Raw genomic sequence first — 18614 nt, 5'->3', positions numbered from 1 at the left:
AAATAGTAATAAAATAAAATATCATTTATTCTAACAATTTGAGCTTATTTAATCCCTTGTTTTCTTAGAGGCATAGAAACTTGAACTCTTACTGTTCTGCAATAAAACCTACCTTCAGGTATTAAATTATCGTACAATAACTCATCTGATCCAATTCCTTTAGCAATAATTGATTTAGCATCTCTTTTTTCTTTCTTAATTAAGTCTCTAACTGCAAATGCACGGGATTCTGATAGTTCTTTATTATGTTCGGCTTCACCTAATTTATCAGTTGAACCTTTTATTTCAATATCAGAATTTGCAGAAATTGAATTTGAAACAAAACCAGTAATCATTTTTTTATTTGATTTAGTAACATTGTCCCGATCAAAATCAAATACAATTAATGATAGTCTGCTTAGTTCAAGTGGAGAAAGCCCTCTAGTTACTGGTATTGATGATATAGATACATTTGACATAGAATCTTCATTTGTAACAGTTAAAGAACATAAAATAGAGTCATTTACTTTATATTCATTTTTGGTTGTATCATATAATAATTTATCTGCAAATTCCTTAGCTTTAATTAAATCAAGCGAGCAAACAACATCTGATGGAGGATTCCCTTCACCAATTTGTTCCCATACGATTTCATTTTTAATAGTCATTCTTAAAGCCCAATTTTTTATTTTGGATTCGCTAGTAACTGATGTATTGAACTTAATTTCTTTAGGCTCAATCGATCTTTCTATAAATCTTTCAAAAACTATAGGTTTTAGCAGATCTTCATAATCGGATGTTATTTCAACCCTTCGGTTTTCAACATCACCTTCAGAGTAATCATAATTTGTTGGATATGTTGGAGTTTTTAAAGACTTTAATGTTATTCGTTTTGGATCTAATCCCCATTCATTTATTAAATAATTACTAATTGATTTAGCTCTTGAGAGAGCTATTTCCGAACGTTCTTTATTAGAGCTCATTTCTTTACCATCACTAGCCCCACTGATTGTAATTTTAGATTTTGTTTCAGATAATCTTTTACCAATAATATTAAGAACTTGATAATAAGTTTCAAGTGAACGTTTAGGTAAAGAGTCTTCATTAAACATTAAACTCCTTTTAGTGATATACCTGTTTGGAATTTCAGTACTTGCACTATCAAAGAATATATAATTTAAAACTGGGAATGTCTCAGTAACAACTGTTTCTTTAATATCAACTAACGGAGTATTTAATATAGCAAGTACTGGCTTAGGAGCAACCTTCGGTGGTGGTGGTGCTGGTATTGGTAATGATGGAGGAGGAGGTGGTGGAGAGATTTTTCTATAGAAACTATACCTACCACTAGCCCCAAATTGTAAAGAATTTATTTTCCAATTAAAATCTAATGTAACATTTCCAAGCATAGTATAGTAACCTATTTCAGGACCAATACTAATATTTGAATCAATTGAATAATCGTATCCAATACTACTATACAAACCAAAAACACTTTTGGAATTCAATACTTCACCTGTACCTAATACTTTTACAGTTTTATTGTTTTCAGGGTAAGTAATACCACTTGGAGATAATATTTCTGATGTCTGCTCATAATCAATACTGCTTCCAAACCTAAGTGAATAGTTAGCAAGAACTCGCAAATAGATAGGTATTTCTGGAACTGGTGTAAACCTAATTCCTAATTCTGGTGTTAAGTAACTAATTTTAGCTACATAAGAATGTGCTTGTTTAAGATAAGTATATTTACCACTATTTGGATCAAGAATTGGCAAGCCAGATGTGAGTGCTTGAGAAAAAGCTCCATTTCTATTTGCATAAGTAATACCTATAGAAAGATCAAACCATTTAGCATAATTATTTTCAAGTAAGTTAAACAAAGGAAGTTCAACAAATGCACCTAAAGCATAACCTTTGCCAGTACCATTTCCAAAAGCTCCGCATTCACCTCCACCACTAAATACAGTTGCATTTGTTGTATGATTGTTTAATAAATATGCTACATTTCCACCTAACTTAAAATCTGTTACATAGTAAGCTGTGTCTTGATCAGATTTTAAATCCTTTTGATTTTGAGAAAAAGCAATATAAAAAGAAAACAATTGGACTATTATAAAAAGTACTAATGGTTTCATTTAACAGAAGAGATGATGTTTTATATTTGAAATATATGCAAATTTAATCATTCTTACATCGAAAAATTAGATTTCAATAAAGAAAAATGAAACTAACAAAAAAAAAGAAGTTCTAATTAATAGAACCTCTTCATTATATTTTTGTGCGGAAAGGGGGACTTGAACCCCCATACCCTTTCGAGTACCACCCCCTCAAGATGGTGTGTCTGCCATTTCACCACTTCCGCAAATAATCAATAAATAAAATTAATAATAGAATTTATGAAAATCAATTAAAGTTGTATTGAAATTAAAAAGTAAAAAAATATTAAACATTATTTTCTAGTTCTAATAAACCAAAATTCACTTAAAGACAATCCTAAAGAAAGTTTACCGTATATTTCCTCGGTAAGCCCTTTGTTTGTAGTTCCTCTTGAACCTATATCAAATCCTAAATCTAACATCATCCCAGAATTTAGAGTTGTTAATTTGGTTAGAGGAATTGAAGTACCAAAAGTGAAACCAATTGAATTAATATCTTCAGAGAGAACTTTATAATATGATTTTTCCTTATACGCTCCTAGCCTAAAAGATAATTTGTCTAGTCCAGTTGCATTATAACTTGAGTTAGCAAAATAATCGAAACCAATTGCAATTTTATTAGATGAAGTTGAGTTAACATCATTATTAATACTCCAATCTTGCAAATTAACCTCTGAACTTATTCCTGTTCTACCAATTTTATATGTTGCACCAAAAGTAAGCTTAGTAGGAATCTGATAATCACTTGTAATTTTCGCTAAGGTATCTGATGCATCTTCTAGATATTGAGTATTTCCAGCATCAATTATTCTACCATTAAATCTTATAATAACATTGGTTCGTTCTTTCATAAGTTTTGATGATGGTTCTAAAACAAAGCCTAGTGTTAAATTCTCTAATGGATTTATAATTGCTCCTAATTTAAGTCCAATTCCAGTATAGTAATCATGGGATATATAAGCAGCACTATTTATAGTGCTATTTTCTGGAAAATCTACATTTGTTTCTTTGGTAATTTCGCCAAAATATCTTGATCCAGCAATTCCTAATTGTAAACCTTTAAATGGCCTAATTGAAGATCCAACAATTATTTCACTAATTCCACCTTGTCCGCTTGTTGTGGTTAAAGATGTGGTTTTAAAAGTATCTATTGGAGCTAACCCTTTCAACTGAGAAACATAACTTACAATCGAATAAGGCCTTATAGCCAAACAAAATCCAGCACCTAACTTTTCGTAATAAGGAAATCCAAGTGAGAAGTTTTGAAGCTTAGTATTATTTTGATATAAACTTGATTTTGAATCACTCACTTTATACTGTTCAAACATTAAAGATGTTTGTAATGTAACAGCAATTAAATCTGACCATAATGCAGGGTTTACTGAATTAATAGAACCAGGCAAAGAAACTGAACTTTCTATTCCAGCCCTTGAAACACCACAAGAGTTTGCACTCTGTTGTATGTCACCAATGTTAAAAACTGAATAGCTTCTACCACCATTATTTTGCCCAAATAAAAAGTTGGAAGAAATTATAAAAACTATGAATACAAAACAAGTATTATTAGAAAACAATGTAAAACGCATGAATTATTTAAGATTGACAATTATCAATTTTGATTTATTAGACTTAAGTTCTATTTTGAATTGCAAATCTAACCATTTTTATGGTTAACTGAAATTAGACAAATAAAATTTGAATCAACAAATAGTTTATCCCATTGAACTTTTTTATTATAAATAACTAAAATAATATTTCTTAAAATTATATAAGTGTGATTATTTTATGAAAACAAAAATATATTTTTTAATTTGCAGTCATGAATTATAATAGAATAAAAGAAATTGCTCGTTGGGAATTTATACAACGAGTCAGATCAAAATTGTTTATAACGTCAATTGTTCTTTTGCCAATCCTGATTGTAGGATTTTCTATAATACCTGGTCTTATTATGACAGATGGAATTAGTGATACTAAGACAATTGGTTTGATAGATTCTACTGGAGATAATTCAGTTTTAATTAATCAATTATGTTCAAACCAAAAAAGCAAAAACAATAAAAATCCATCTTATGTTTTTGTAAATTATACTAATAAACTAAATTTTATTGAAGGTTTAAAAAAAGCTGATAATGATGTTGTTAAAGAACTTTCAAATGGGACAGTGGTTATAAAAGCTGAAAAATCTGGAAAGCAATTAATTGAATTCAGAGGTGTTAATGTAAGCGACATATTGTTGAATGAAAGTATTGAACAAATAATTGAAAAAAAAATCATACAAGGAAATTTAATAAAATCTGGAGTTGATACAGCAGCATATAATTTAGCTATAAAAGGAGTGGAGTTTGTAACTGTAAAGTTGAACTCAAGTGGAGAAGAAGAAAGAGGATCGGGATTTATTGCAACTTTTGGTTTAGCTTACTTAGGTATATTCCTATTTTTGTTTCTTACTTTAACTACTGGTCAAACTTTAGTTAGAAGTTTAGTTGAAGAAAAATCAAATAGAATCATGGAGATATTGATTAGTGGTGGTACTGCAGATGAACTAATGTGGGGTAAATTAATTGGTTTAACTGGTGTGGCTTTGCTTTTGTTGCTATGTTGGTCAGTAATGGGGGTCGTTGCAATTACATACTTTGCTTCAATAGGAAAAAGTGTTTCTTTTTCAAGTGAAATGCTTTTAAGAATCCCACTTATGTTTTTATATTTAATGTTAGGTTATTTTTTCTTTGCTGCAATATTTATTGGAATCGGTTCATTAGTTACAACTGAGCAAGAAGCACAGGCAATTACGGGTTATTTGACAATTCTATTTACAGGTCCAATGGCATTTATAATGGTAATCATGCAGAATCCTGATTCAACAATGAGTAAGGTTCTAAGTTTTATTCCTCTGCTAACTCCTAGCTTGATGATGATTAGAATTGCAATTAAGATGCCAAGTATAATTGAGATTTTAGGAACTTTGTGTGTAATGTTGTTTTCAACTATAATTATAGTTTGGGCAGCTAGTAAGATATTCAGAACTGCAATTTTGTTAACAGGAAAAAGACCAACATTTAGAGAAGCTTTAAGTTGGTTGAAAAATGCTTAACATTCAATATTTATTGTTTTAATTTTCTACTTGATAAGTTTAAAATCAATTATTATTATTTTATAAATCAAATTTGGATATAATAAATTTTTATAATCAGTCGTTAACAGAAAGTGCTGAAATTAAGTATAAAACCCTTGAAGCTTGTCGAGAAGATACTCTCCGAGCAATTAATGCAATTACTAATGTATATAAAAATGAAGGTAAAATAATGTTTTGTGGGAATGGAGGCAGTGCTTCTGATTGTCAACATCTTGCAACCGAATTAATGATTAGGTTGAATCACGAAGTGAAAAGACCCGCATTAGCTGCAATTTCTTTATGCACCGACCCTTCCATGATGACTGCTGGAGGTAATGACATTGGTTTTGTAAATGTATTTTCAAGATCAGTAGAAGGGTTGGGAAAACATAATGATGCATTAATCGGAATTTCTACAAGTGGTAATTCTGATAATGTAATTAACGCAATTCTTCAAGCAAAAAAGATGAATATAATTACAATATGTTTATTAGGTGGTAATGGGGGCAAACTTAAGGATTTATGCGATATAGCAGTGATTGCCCCAACTAGTAATACTCAAAGAATTCAAGAAGTACATATTACATTAGGTCATATTATTTGTGAATGTGTAGAACAAATATTGTATAATTATTAAAGCTCAAACAATATTAAAATCTTATGCGTCTTTTTTGATTTTCAATTAAAATGATATTCTGATTTATGCTTATTCCTAAATTAAAAAAAACAAAAAGTTAGTTAATCACTTAATCTTTTAATAAGTAACCAATTTATATTTAGTGTTATATATGAAATTTAATCTAAAAAATAAAAATGTATTATATTTCAATATATGTTTAATTCTTATTTCATTAATTAGTTCAACAAACAAACCTTATGTATATGCTGGTGGTGGTGATGAGAAAAATAGATCTCTTACATCTCTTGATTCATCAAGGGCTTTAGCTAAGCTGGCTTCTGACTTAGCAGCAATTGTAAAATTACCAAATGAAGTTAAAAATGGTACAGTTGGCATTTTTGTAAAATCATTAATAACTGGTAAAGAGCTCTATTCACTTAATCCAGAAAAAGCTCTAACTCCAGCATCTAACACTAAGTTAGTTACTGCATATACAGCTTTAAATGAATTAGGTACTAATTACGATGTCAAAACATTGGCTTTAGCTCTTCAAAAGCCAATCAGTGGTATTATTTCAGGTAATTTGTTTTTAAAGGGTTTTGGTGATCCGTATTTTAATGTAAATGATATTGAAGATATTGTGGATGATTTAATTAAATCTGGAGTGAAACAAATAAACGGAGATATAATTGGTGACGGTTCATTTTATGATAATAAGTCAAAGAGAATTCAATATAGTGGGGATGCTGATGTTGTTGAAGACCTCCCTCCTATTTATGCTTTATCAATTGAAAAAAATTATTTTACTGTAATAGTATCTTCTTTAAGTATCCCAGGATTACCTTGTAATGTCCAAACTTATCCGCGTTCCTCTGGTTTTTCTATAATTAATGACGCAGTATCTAATGGTTATGTAAAGCCTATTGTTCAACAAAAAGAATCAAGTCATAGAAGAGTATCCAATTTTGCAAAACAATCAAGAAATAATTTCAAGAAGAATTGGAAAAGACATTCCGAGGTTTTAAAGAGCAAGGGATCTATAAGATTTGGTGATGAATTAATCTATTTCAGAAGAAAACCGCACTCTTATAATAAAGCCAAAGTTAGTGATAACTTAAACAATAAAAATGGAATATCAGTTGTAATAACTAATGATAGCACAGGGAAAGTATTAATAAAAGTATCTGGTAAATTAGCAGTTGGAAGAAGAGTTAGTTATAGGTATGAAGCAAAAAATCCTGCTGCAATTGCTGCTGGAATATTATTCGATAAACTAATCTTGAGTGGGATTAAAATTAATGGAATTGTAAAAACTGGGAATTCTCCTTCTCAGTATAAAGTTCTTGCTGGAGTTGAAAGACCATTAAATGATATGTTGAAGTTTGTTCTAAAAAATAGTAATAATTTTTTAGCTGAGAATGTATTCAAAATAGTTGGTGGTTATAATGGTGGAATTTTTGAAACTGCTCATTCCACAATTGATGCTACTAACAAAAATTTAATCCAAGATAAAATACCAATGAAAGGAACTGTAATAAATGACGGTTCAGGTTTATCTAGAAATAATAGAATACCAGCTCAAACTCTTGTTGGAATTTTAAGCTCTTCTTATCGTGATAAAAAAATCTTTAAAACATTGTATCCATTAATGGCAATTGCAGGAGTAGATGGAACTGTAAGACGAAGAATGAGGGGGACATTAGCTCAAGGGAATGTACATGCAAAAACTGGTACACTTAATAATGTATCTTCGTTATCAGGGTATGTTCAAACCAAAGATGGTGAAATGCTAGCATTTGCGTTTATTATGAATGGAAAAGGTTCTAATGGAAGTTATCATGTAGTTCAAGATAGGTTAGCAGTAAGGCTTGCTACATTTAGTTATAAAGAAGACCCTTCACTTATTTTTGATTATAACCCAATTGATAGTGCTAATAATAATGAAAATAATTAGTAAATGAAATGAAGCAATTACCAATAAACCCTCCAAAAAATAATCAGATATCAATGACTCAAGAGTTGTTGCGTAAAAGTATACATGTATTTTCATTATCTATACCAATTCTATATTTATGGAATACTCGTAGTACTATGATTTGGATTTTTCTACCTCTAACAATTCTATTGCTAATTCTTGAGTTTGTAAGATATTACAACCCAAAATTCCAAACCTTAATTAAGAAATATTTTGGTGGAATGATGCGTGAACATGAATTTGAAAATGGTAAGTTAACTGGAGCAACTTTTGTTATAGTTTCAGCATTACTTTGTGTTCTACTATTTCCAAAAGTTATAATGATTCCAGCTTTTGCTGTGTTAATAATATCTGATACTTGTGCTGCTCTTTTTGGAAGAAGATTTGGGAAGCATAAATTTTTCAATAAATCATTAGAAGGATCCTTAGCTTTTGTGATTAGTGCTTGGATTGTATCTATAGTAACAGGTTATATTTTGAATTCACCAACTGAATTTTATTATGCAGCCCTTGTTGCATCTGTTGCAGCGGCTTGTGCCGAAGCTATAAGTTGGGGGGTAAATATAGATGATAACTTTACTATTCCAATCTCTTATGGATCAGTTTTATGGGGTATATTAAGTTTAATAAAAGATAGCCATGTAACTTCATTTCTTTAAGTAAAAAAAATCTTACTCTAAAATATTTTTTTAAAAACAATTCTTATCTATTTTTTAGAAATAAGATTTATGATTGATTCTAAATCTTTTGCATAAAGTGGTTTTATTTTTTGATAAATTAATATCAAATTCCTAAGTATTCTTACAGTAATTAATTTATTTGATATCGGTTCTAAAAATTCTTCTCTTTCATTACTTTCTATTCCCATATCGGATAACAACTTAATACAATATTCTTTACTATATAATAACCCGCCATTATAGGGATCTATGTAAAAACTTGTATTAAATTCACCATTATACTTTAACATGAAATGTCCTGGAAAACCAATACCTCCCAATTTCAAATTCAATCTTTCTGAAATTAACAAATAGATACAACATAAAGTAACTGGTAAACCAGTTCTATTTTCAATTACATAATTTATGAATGAATTTTCAGGATTGTAATATTGATCTGGTTGAACAGGCAAGAATCCGAGATTATCGAATAGATAACTATTAATGATTGAAATTACTTTAGATCCATTTTTCCTATCCTTTAACTTACTAGAAATAATATCTGACATGGTATCAACTTGTTGAGAAACGGAATTAGGATTAAGATCTGGATATCCAATATAAGATATAATTAGAAGGGTTTGTTCTAAATCAAAATCATTATCAATATTATTATTGATTATATTCATCATCTCTTCTTTAAATTTTTTAAATCCAAATTCAAAGAGTAATTCTTCAACTAAAATTTTAATTTCATTGCTGTTATTATAAACAACAAACTCCCTCATTTCAGTTAAAGAAGTTTCCCTTAGCTCATAAAGTCTATTGCGAACTGCCTCGTTAACGAATGAATCGGGATCATCGAGTAAGCAAATTAATGCACTAACTTCAGACATGAATTATTGAAATTCAAATTTAAGTTTTAATATGAATTCTAGTTAGTTCACTTGTTAAATGATAAAAAGCTGAATCAACATCATTTGCTCTAAATAGCATATCTAAATCTTCTTTAGCAATCATTCCAAATTCTACAAGTTTATCAAGATTAATTATTTGATCCCAATAGTCTGTACCATATAAAATAACAGGGATTGGTCTGTCACTTTTGCCAGTTTGAATTAGAGTCAACAATTCCATCAGTTCATCTATTGTTCCATAACCACCAGGAAAAATTACTAATGCATTTGCGAAAATTGAAAAAATGAATTTTCTCATGAAAAAATAATGGAACTCAAAATTTAGTTCAGTGGTTATATATGGATTTGGTGATTGTTCAAAAGGTAAAGAAATATTCAAACCAATTGACTCACCATTTGCATCATGTGCACCTCTATTAGCTGCTTCCATAATACCAGGTCCACCACCAGTACAAACAACAAATTTTTTTACTCCACTAATTACAGTATTTTCATTAACCCATAGAGTTAATCTTTTAGCAAGTTCACGAGCTTCATCATAATATCTCCGCATACTATCAAATTTAGGATTTGATTCAGTATCTTCTGGAGATGGTATTCTAGCTGAGCCAAAAAATACTATTGTCCCTTCAATTTTATTTTCTGCAAATGTTTTTATAGGATGAATATATTCTGATAGCATACGAATAGTTCTCGCTTCAGGGCTGCTTAAAAATTCAAGATTGTTATATGCTTTTGTTGTTTCTGATGCCATTAAAAAGGTAAAAATTAACTAAATATTTATTAAAGTATTAATATTAGATTTTATCATTAAATAGAATTTCTTTGTACTTATTATATAAAAATGATATTATTAATAATAAAACTCCTAATGAGATAAATGCAATAGTTTTAGCAATTGTGCTTAAATCAATAATATCATACAAAAACAATTTAAGTAGTGTAATTATAAAAATTGATATTGCCATCACTCGTATATGTTTCTTCTTCTGGATGATTCCAACCCCAATAAGAGTTAGTGAAAAAATACCCCAAAGAATACTCAACCAAAGTTTATAAGAACCTGTTACTTTCATTAAATCAAAAATATTTAACAATTCACTACTCATAATCCAAAGTAAAGAAGTAATTAAAAATATATCAAACACAACAGTTAAATTCCTTTTTATAATCTCTGATTTTGAGTAAACGAAATTTGAATACATCAATATACCAAAGAATAAATAAGAAACATATCGAATTAAAATGTTAAATAAATCCCTATTGTAAAATTTAGATAAACTCTGAGTTATGTATGTATCTCTAAGCTCACTTAAAGCAAATAAACCTCCAATTAAAAAAATTAAAGATATAAAAGCATTTAATAAAATATTTAAAATCCCAAGTTTGGAACTTTTGATTTTTTTTAAGTTAACAAATGAAATAATTGATAAAAATAGCATAGTATAACAAAAATTCCAAATTGTTTTTTCATTATTTATATCATAGTTGTAGTTAGAAGTAAAATACCCATCAACAGATTTTTCCTTTAAAAGTGAAGATGCAAATTTTTGAGAAAAGTAGCAATTTATTTCATTTGAAAATGTAAAATAAATTGAAACAACAAATAATAAAGGAATTACAACATTAACAATACTGAAATAAGATTTGTTCTTATCTGTTAAAATAGAATTGAATTTTTTATGTACATAATATATAAATCCTAGTATAATTGTAAATAATATTGAGGTAAGAAAGTTAACATTAAAAATAGGGGTTATATTGTTAACTGGAATTAAATTTGAATATGTGTCATAATAATTACCCCATTCTTGAATTGCACTAAAGAAAGCAATAGTAATAACAAAATATGAAATAACTTCATAACCAGTAATACCTTTAGATCTACCAATCCAAAACAACATTAATGCCTCGGCAATCCATAATAAAGTTACCCAATTCCCATTGAGTTGTACTGGAATTGCAATTGTTATAAATGTTAATACCAAGCCAATAATCAAATACAATAAACTTTTATCTCCAGATTTACTTTTATAAATGAAGTAAGCAACCACAAAATGAACTACTCCATTAGCTAGAGTAAAAAGACCAAGTAATTCTTGAGAAGATTTCTGAGTTAACATGCCAAAACCAAATGCATAAAATATAAATGCATTTGAAATCATTATTATTGTATCACCAGGTGAAAGTTTTTCTTTCATCCTGATTTTATAGACTATAGAAGATGCATAGAAAATTATAAAGAATAACGTACTGAATAAAATTGCTAAATTAAAATCAGTAATACTATTATACTTGTTAAAAAACCATGAAGCATAAATTAGCCATGAAAATGCGAATGATGAATATAGTAACGGCTTCCAATCTCTTAACACAGAAACAATTAAAATCCCAACATTTATTATTACCATATATGAAAACAATATCCCAATTTGTCCAGAACCATCACTTAGAAGAAATGGGACTAGGTAAGCACCAACTAAGCCAAGATGAGCAATGATTTGTTTGTTGTATTTGATAGCCGAAAGTACAGTGAAAAGAGTAAAGCAAACCATCATTAAAAAAGCAAGTAATTGTGGGAAAAGCCCATAAAAGCTGTAAGCTGCAAAGGTTATAAAATATAGAATCGCAATTGCTCCGCTTAGCAATACAGCACTGAAATTTTCATATTTTGTTTTAAGTTTAATTGCAAACCCCATTAAACCTAGCCCAACCAAATAGCCAAGTATAATACGTGTAAGGGGACTAATTAAATCATGATCAATAGCATATTTTGCTCCAATAGCTACACCAATTACAGTAATAATGATACCTACTTTATTAGCAAGATTTTCTCCAATAAATTTCTCAATATCAGATTTAACTTTTGGAGGCTTTGGTACTTGAATTTTTGGAGGCTGTTGTTTTATCTGTGATAAAATCTGCTCTGCTTTAGCTTTTGCATTTGCTTCTAAAATTGTTTCTGCTTTAGCTGAGTTAGCAGTTTGCAAGCTTGGAGAAGTTACTAGTGTGTTAGCATTTGAACTAACATTAACATCTTTAATTTCACTTTTTTTCAATAATTGAATTTCGTTTCTAAGCTCAGATATTTCAGTTTTAAATTCTAATTGTTGCTTAATTAAACTATCAATTTTCTCAGAAAATGAATTGAATTCTTTCTGAAAATCATTTTGGTTTTCATTCATATTATTTAATTGTTAATTGCTTTCAAAAATGCAATGAAAAATGTTAATTATCAAATCTATTTTTTTTAGGTGCAATTTAAAATGAAATTTGCTTAGAACTTGTTATGAGTAAAATATGAGTAATGAGCTAACTTTTTTAGTGGATTAAATTTGTACCAGAAAATTAGTTACAAAACAACAATTAACAAAACAACTTAACTAAAACAGTTTAACAAAACAACAAAACAACAAAACAAAATGAAAACAACAACCAAGATTTTAATCATTACTTTGATTTCTATTCTCAGCATTTACATCTCAAAAGCTGAAAAAACTTATCCTCGTACGGCGATAATTTTACAAGAGAATAGTGGGAAAACTCCACTAGACTCAGCAATTACAGATCCAGCAGCATTAGCAATTAGTAGAACTGTAGTTGATGCTTTAGCCGAAACATTTGAAACAGCTACAACAACTTTGCAAGGAATTGGAAAATATTCAAGAGTTGTAAATCTTACAGATAATAATTGTACAAGAGCAAAATTACTTGCAGAACTAATTACACAATCAAAACAAGGTTATGATATAGATTTATTTATTTATGGTCATGGTGGTAATGATTTAATTTGTTTGAAAGGAGATAATTTATTAGGTGGAGAATCTGGTAATTTAAGAAAATTGTTAGTGGATGCTCGCAATCAAGAAAACAATCAATCATTCAAATTTAAATTAAGATTAGTTTATTCATGTACATGTATCGGAAGCTCACTAAATGATGATTGGTTAGCAATAGGTGCCACAACTGCAGTTGGTTCTAGATTCTTAAATTATATGGCAGAACCAATGATAACTTTTTTCTTAAATGATTTTTTGAATAATGGGAAAACAGTATTTGATGCAGCGTCAAGTTCATTTAATGGTGCAAAAACTATTTGGTCAGTATTTCCTTGGTGGCAACAAACTAATGATGCTAAATGTGATAATACTACTAATCCTGCTGCATGTAAAAGATTGTCAAGGATAGATGAATCTCAACCTATGGTTGCAGGAAATGTAAATCTTATTTTCAAAGACCAATTACAATTAGATATAAATGAAACAAGAAATTTTACAGTTTATGCAAATGTAACTCACAATTTCTCGAACATATTTATATGTAATGGTGAAAGATATACTTTTACTACACCAGCGAATGCAAAATGGAAAAACAATATCACAGAAACTGGAATGAATGGATATACACCAAACCCAGTATTTGACGCAGGTAGAAGACAAACTTCCTATAATATGATGGCACTAATTGGAGAAATGTTTAGAAAAAATAATGATGTAAGTACATATGATAACAAACATTTTAAAATTGGTACATCTGCAAATTATTCCCCAACAAGCAATGGCTTCTTAGTATGTCATGCTAATGATAATTTAGTTGCATACGGCGATAATAATGGATCTGTAACTGTTACTGTTAGGAGAACAAGATAGATATTTAAATATAAAAATTGGCTGAAATTATTTATAAATATTAAACTAATTCAGCCAGTTAGGTAATAAACAAACTACTAAAAAAAAATACAAATGAAAAAAATATTAATATCAATCTGTTTATCAATCTTAGTGATATCTATTGCTGAAGCAAGAATTGATTCAGTAAGAACATGTAGAACTTTTTTACCAAACTCATCAATAGAAATTGCTAGCGATATAGGATTTATAGTTTTTGCAGATTTCCCAGATGTTTTCCCAAACGGATATCCAATAACTGAATCTAATTTTCCAGTTACTATAGATAGAAAAAAGATTTCAACATACATAGGACAATATAAACAAATTCAATTCAGACTTTTATCTCAAAACAGCTCAGGATTATGCACGCTAAGGTTAAGTAGTACCGAAAAAATTATCTTAAAATTTGCACTTAGACCAAAACTTATAAATTGCAGTATTGAACCTCGAAATTCTTCAAATGGTTATTTAAAAGATAAACTATGTACTTTATCAGTCAGTGGACAAAACTTAACTGGTTTAACTTTAAAACCAAATTCATTATTAAATCAAAAGCTAATATCTGAATCACCAACTCAAATTAAATATGAGTTTAAAACTGATGTAAATAAAAATATTTCAACTAATAGTTTTGATCATTGCTTTAACCCAATTAATGGTGGTTTCACAAATACAACAATCACTGTTGGAATCCCAGATTTAGTTGCAGAAGATATTACTGGTGCAGTTTTACAATCAAGGTTCAACCTACATCATCAAGTATTTAATTGTGGAGAAGATTTGCCTGATATAGTTTCTCAAGATATAATATTGCCAGGTAATAAAAAAGGAATTTTAGTAAAATCACCACAAATATTGATTACAAATCCTACAGCAATTCCTATTGAAACCCCATTTGTTGTAAGAGTAAAAAAAATAAATGGAAATTTAATACTTGAAAAGACCATTCAAAGAATAGATGGGGGTTCAAAATTATTTATAGATATGCCAACAAGACCAAACTCAAGACGGTTATTGTTAACTTGTATAAACAGAGGTGATCCAGCAAATGGAGTGCCTGATGTTATTGTTAGTGGTGATGGAGGAGGAGTAACGGAGCAAGGCAGACCTGCACAATGGTACGATGAAGGAGTTATTATAGAAGTAGATGTAAATGGAGTTGTTACTGAAGTATCAGAGTTAAATAATGTAAAAACTATTCGTTAGAATTATTCATATTTTATAAAAAAAATATAGATATCTGATAAGTAAATTATAATTTAATAAATGGTTATTAATAGTTTCTTTAAATTAAAAATAACCATTTAAATTTTTTAATTAAAGTCTAGTTTTTTCCATTAAGATTTATTCTTATTTTAAAATATGAATAAAAAAGAATTAAGTTCATTAACTCTTATTGAGTTAGAAAAAAGATTTCATCGAAATAAAAATTCAGATGATGTGTTTGAAATTTTAATATTATTATACAATTTCTATTTAAAGTATGATTTAGCAAAAACACTAGAAGTATCAAATTATTATCTAGAGGTAGCAAATAAACGTAATAAAAAAGTTAGTATTGCAAAAGGGAACTCATTATTAGGAACAGTTTATATAATGTCTCCCTCACTTGATACACTCAAGGGAATTGAGTATTCAAGTTTAGCTTTAAAATTATCTGAAGAAGCATCAGATTTTAATCTTACAACGAGCATATTTAGGAACTTAGGAAATGCTTATATGAAGATTGGAGATATGAAAAAAGCTAAATCTAATCTACTTAAAGGACTTGAAATTGCTGAAACTCAAGATGATACCATAGAAATAATGCGTCTCCAACACGCTCTTTCAATGTATTATGGTAGAAAAGGTGATTTCAAAAAAATGCATTTAATTTCAAATGAATTATATGAAAAAGGGATAAAAGAAAATGACTTGTTTTTTCAATCTGTAGCATTAGGAAATATAATTTCATCAGAATTACATTTAGGAAACATTATAAAATGCATACAATTAATTGAGAAAAATATTTCTTTAAAAAAAATATTAAATGAACCAGAAGGAGTAATATATGCAAAATTGAGTTTAGCTGATATTCAATTGGAGTTAGGTAATTACGAGTTAAGTCTGAATATAATTGAAGAATGTAAATTATTGATAATGCCGAGTTACCCTAGGTATCTAGATTTAATGAGAAGAAGTCATTCTCTATTAATTGCTTGTTACTTTAATTTAGGAAAATTTAAAGAAGTATTAGAAGAAAGTTATATTACTTTAGATTTGGCGAAGAATATGAATGATAAATACTATATTATTTCTGAGTTAAGTAGTATTGGCTTTATTGAAGTAGAGAAATTTAATGATGAGAATGGATTAAAAAAAATAGAAGAATCAATAGGTTTAAGCATTGAAATTGAAAGTTCAGAAGCTTTAGCTAATTGTTATGTTAAATACTCTCAAGCATTTAAATCTATAGGTAAAAAGAATGATGCTTTAAGTTACTGTAATAAAGCAATACAAATATTGGAGAGTGAAAATTTATCAATTAGTTTAGCAAATTCATTAATTATGAAGGGCGAATTATTGATAAGTTTAGGTAATTTAAATACTGCTTTAAAAATTACAAATGAAGCAATAGAAATTGTTAAATCTAAAAGTATAAATTCCTTGTTGCATATTTGTTATGAGCAACTTTCACAGATTTATGAATTTAAAAAGGATTTTAAAAAGGCATTTAATTTTCATAAATTATTTCATCAAACTAAGGATGAAATTTTGAATCTTAATGTTTCTCAAAGAGTGCAAGCAGTGTTTGTTCAATTAGATACAGAAAGGGCTATGCAACAAGCCGAAAACAATAGAGTTAAAGCAGATCAATTATATAATGAACTAGAGATGAAAAAGAAAGAGTTAAGCATGTTAGCACTTCAATTAGTGAATAAAAATGAATTTTTAAATGATATAAAAATTCAAATTTCTGATGATATATCAGAGACTAATGAATTTATAAAAAATATAGCAAAACATATAAATTCAAATGTTGAATCAGACAAAGATTGGTTAGAATTTGAAAAAAGATTTGTTGTTTTAAATCCTAGTTTTAGTTCTAAACTTTTAGAAAAAAGTTTGAATAAGTTAACAATTACTGAGATTAAAATATGTTCTTTAATTAAGACTGGTCTTAATACTCAAGAAGTTGCTAATGTACTTTTTCTATCAAAACGAACTGTTGAAAATCATAGATATCACATTCAAAAAAAATTGGATTTAGTTGACTTAAAATTAGAAGCTTTTTTAATTACTTTATAATTCGATTAAAAATTATTTTATTAATTTCATTAACAATGTTTCAATTTCAAGTTTTTCATTTGAATTATTTCTCAAAAGTAAACTTTTCTTTTTATAACTAAGTTGACCTGACCCCTTAACCTTAGTAATAGGGAATTGATTTTTTGATTTAAACAGTTTTAATGTTAAAATTTTAAATTCATTGAAATCATTTTTAGTGATTTTTTTAACAGTTGCTTTACCACCACTATAAGTCCCAGTTGAACTTTCATTTGGATTAACTGGAACATATTTTAAATAATTCTTTGTTATAATATAAAAGTTATTATTCCCATCAGAGTAAATAAATTCTACATCCCTTGATTTATTGTTTAATCTAGCTCGAGAAATGATAAGAATATTTGAAACAAATAAAAATGTGATTACTAAGATTAGAGACAAATAAATATGTTTCATTATTTATAGTTTTTTATAATTCTGTTAAATAGATTTTAAATTAATAAAATAATTTAAACAAACAAATTTCAAATTTCTTTTAAGCTAATTTTCAACAAATTGAATTTATTTGTAATATCAATTTTACTTCCAGAAGTCAACCAAGTACCTACATTTACTGCTGTAGCCCCAGCATTAATATAATCACAAATGTTCTCATGATTAACACCACCACTTGGAGCTATTTTCAAAAATGGCATTGGAGCTAATATGGATTTGATGAAATTTACTCCATCACAAGGCATAGGAAAAATTTTTATAATATCTGCACCTAAAGCATTCGCTTGGAAAATTTCTGTAGGACTTAAAGCGCCAGGCATGGAAATTACATTTTTATTTTTAGCTAATTCAACTAGATCTTTATTAAAAATTGGTGAGGCATAAAAGCTAATTCCTAAATCAATTCCTTTCAATAATTCATTTTTTGTAAATACACTACCAATTCCAACAAAAATATTTTTATCATTTATAATTAATGCTTCTACAATTTTAAATGCATTTGGAGTTGTTAAAGTTATCTCAATATTTTTGACTCCAATTTCTAATAAAGAATTGGTAATTTCTAAACCTCTTTCAAAACTAGGTTCTCTTACAACTGCAATTAACTTTTCTAACTTTAAATTCATTAAAAAATCTTTCATTTTGTAATTTACTAAGTTGTTATATATTCGCAACCCTTTGAATTTGATAATTTTTAACTTTTAGATTTATGTATATATCAGTTAAATGAAAATTACAGATATACAAAGTGTCATTATT

At 28.1% G+C, this 18614-nt stretch carries 14 protein-coding genes and 1 tRNA gene; 7 read left to right on the top strand and 8 right to left on the bottom strand.

Annotation, left to right across the window (positions count from 1 at the left end; genetic code table 11):
- Positions 1–44: 44 nt before the first annotated feature.
- From IPP08_11610 to IPP08_11600, 3 genes are all read right to left on the bottom strand, one after another.
- A complete protein-coding gene (locus IPP08_11610) occupies positions 45–2117 on the bottom strand; it encodes an OmpA family protein (protein ID QQS66391.1) in 2073 nt (690 codons plus the stop codon).
- Between the two features lie 144 nt (positions 2118–2261).
- A tRNA-Leu gene (locus tag IPP08_11605) sits at positions 2262–2344 on the bottom strand.
- An 87-nt stretch (positions 2345–2431) separates the two neighbouring features.
- A complete protein-coding gene (locus IPP08_11600; GenBank protein QQS66390.1) occupies positions 2432–3724 on the bottom strand; it encodes a hypothetical protein in 1293 nt (430 codons plus the stop codon).
- A 233-nt stretch (positions 3725–3957) separates the two neighbouring features.
- Between IPP08_11600 and IPP08_11595 the strand changes: the two genes are divergently transcribed.
- The 4 genes from IPP08_11595 to IPP08_11580 all read left to right on the top strand — a co-directional run bounded on the left by IPP08_11595 (position 3958) and on the right by IPP08_11580 (position 8506).
- Entirely contained in the window at positions 3958–5232 is a 1275-nt protein-coding gene (locus tag IPP08_11595) for an ABC transporter permease (GenBank protein QQS66389.1), read from the top strand.
- 73 nt (positions 5233–5305) lie between these two features.
- Entirely contained in the window at positions 5306–5890 is a 585-nt protein-coding gene (locus tag IPP08_11590; protein QQS66388.1) for an SIS domain-containing protein, read from the top strand.
- Between the two features lie 151 nt (positions 5891–6041).
- On the top strand, positions 6042–7826 hold the full coding sequence (gene dacB / locus IPP08_11585; protein QQS66387.1) for a D-alanyl-D-alanine carboxypeptidase/D-alanyl-D-alanine-endopeptidase: 1785 nt from the start codon (positions 6042–6044) through the stop codon (positions 7824–7826).
- An 8-nt stretch (positions 7827–7834) separates the two neighbouring features.
- On the top strand, positions 7835–8506 hold the full coding sequence (locus tag IPP08_11580; protein ID QQS66386.1) for a dolichol kinase: 672 nt from the start codon (positions 7835–7837) through the stop codon (positions 8504–8506).
- Positions 8507–8553: 47 nt separating this feature from the next.
- Here IPP08_11580 and IPP08_11575 read toward each other — a convergent pair whose 3' ends face one another.
- From IPP08_11575 to IPP08_11565, 3 genes are read right to left on the bottom strand one after another with little or no spacing between them, the layout of a single operon-like run.
- The gene (locus IPP08_11575) at positions 8554–9402 is read right to left on the bottom strand and encodes a transglutaminase family protein (protein ID QQS66385.1); all 849 of its coding nucleotides are present in this window, start codon (positions 9400–9402) and stop codon (positions 8554–8556) included.
- 19 nt (positions 9403–9421) lie between these two features.
- Positions 9422–10177: an LOG family protein gene (locus tag IPP08_11570; GenBank protein ID QQS66384.1), complete on the bottom strand. Its 756-nt coding sequence runs from the start codon at positions 10175–10177 to the stop codon at positions 9422–9424.
- Between the two features lie 43 nt (positions 10178–10220).
- Positions 10221–12608 (bottom strand): DUF2339 domain-containing protein, encoded by a 2388-nt coding sequence (locus tag IPP08_11565; GenBank protein ID QQS66383.1) that lies wholly within the window; start codon positions 12606–12608, stop codon positions 10221–10223.
- A 237-nt stretch (positions 12609–12845) separates the two neighbouring features.
- Here IPP08_11565 and IPP08_11560 point away from each other — a divergent pair, with 237 nt between their 5' ends.
- The 3 genes from IPP08_11560 to IPP08_11550 all read left to right on the top strand — a co-directional run bounded on the left by IPP08_11560 (position 12846) and on the right by IPP08_11550 (position 17381).
- On the top strand, positions 12846–14072 hold the full coding sequence (locus IPP08_11560) for a hypothetical protein (protein ID QQS66382.1): 1227 nt from the start codon (positions 12846–12848) through the stop codon (positions 14070–14072).
- A gap of 93 nt (positions 14073–14165) precedes the next feature.
- Positions 14166–15299, top strand: coding sequence for a hypothetical protein (locus tag IPP08_11555; GenBank protein ID QQS66381.1), 1134 nt, complete (start codon positions 14166–14168; stop codon positions 15297–15299).
- A 156-nt stretch (positions 15300–15455) separates the two neighbouring features.
- Positions 15456–17381 (top strand): helix-turn-helix transcriptional regulator, encoded by a 1926-nt coding sequence (locus tag IPP08_11550; GenBank protein ID QQS66380.1) that lies wholly within the window; start codon positions 15456–15458, stop codon positions 17379–17381.
- 12 nt (positions 17382–17393) lie between these two features.
- On the opposite strand, the gene IPP08_11545 is transcribed toward IPP08_11550, so the two are convergent.
- Both IPP08_11545 and IPP08_11540 read right to left on the bottom strand, forming a co-directional pair.
- Positions 17394–17816: a hypothetical protein gene (locus IPP08_11545; protein ID QQS66379.1), complete on the bottom strand. Its 423-nt coding sequence runs from the start codon at positions 17814–17816 to the stop codon at positions 17394–17396.
- Between the two features lie 68 nt (positions 17817–17884).
- Positions 17885–18496, bottom strand: coding sequence for a bifunctional 4-hydroxy-2-oxoglutarate aldolase/2-dehydro-3-deoxy-phosphogluconate aldolase (locus IPP08_11540; protein QQS66378.1), 612 nt, complete (start codon positions 18494–18496; stop codon positions 17885–17887).
- Between the last annotated feature and the right edge of the window lie 118 nt (positions 18497–18614).

It is taken from the genome of Chlorobiota bacterium (genome assembly GCA_016700335.1).
Classification (GTDB): Bacteria; Bacteroidota; Ignavibacteria; order OLB7; family OLB7.
Note: the sequence above shows the minus strand (reverse complement) of the source record. Positions and strands in the feature narration are given on the sequence as shown.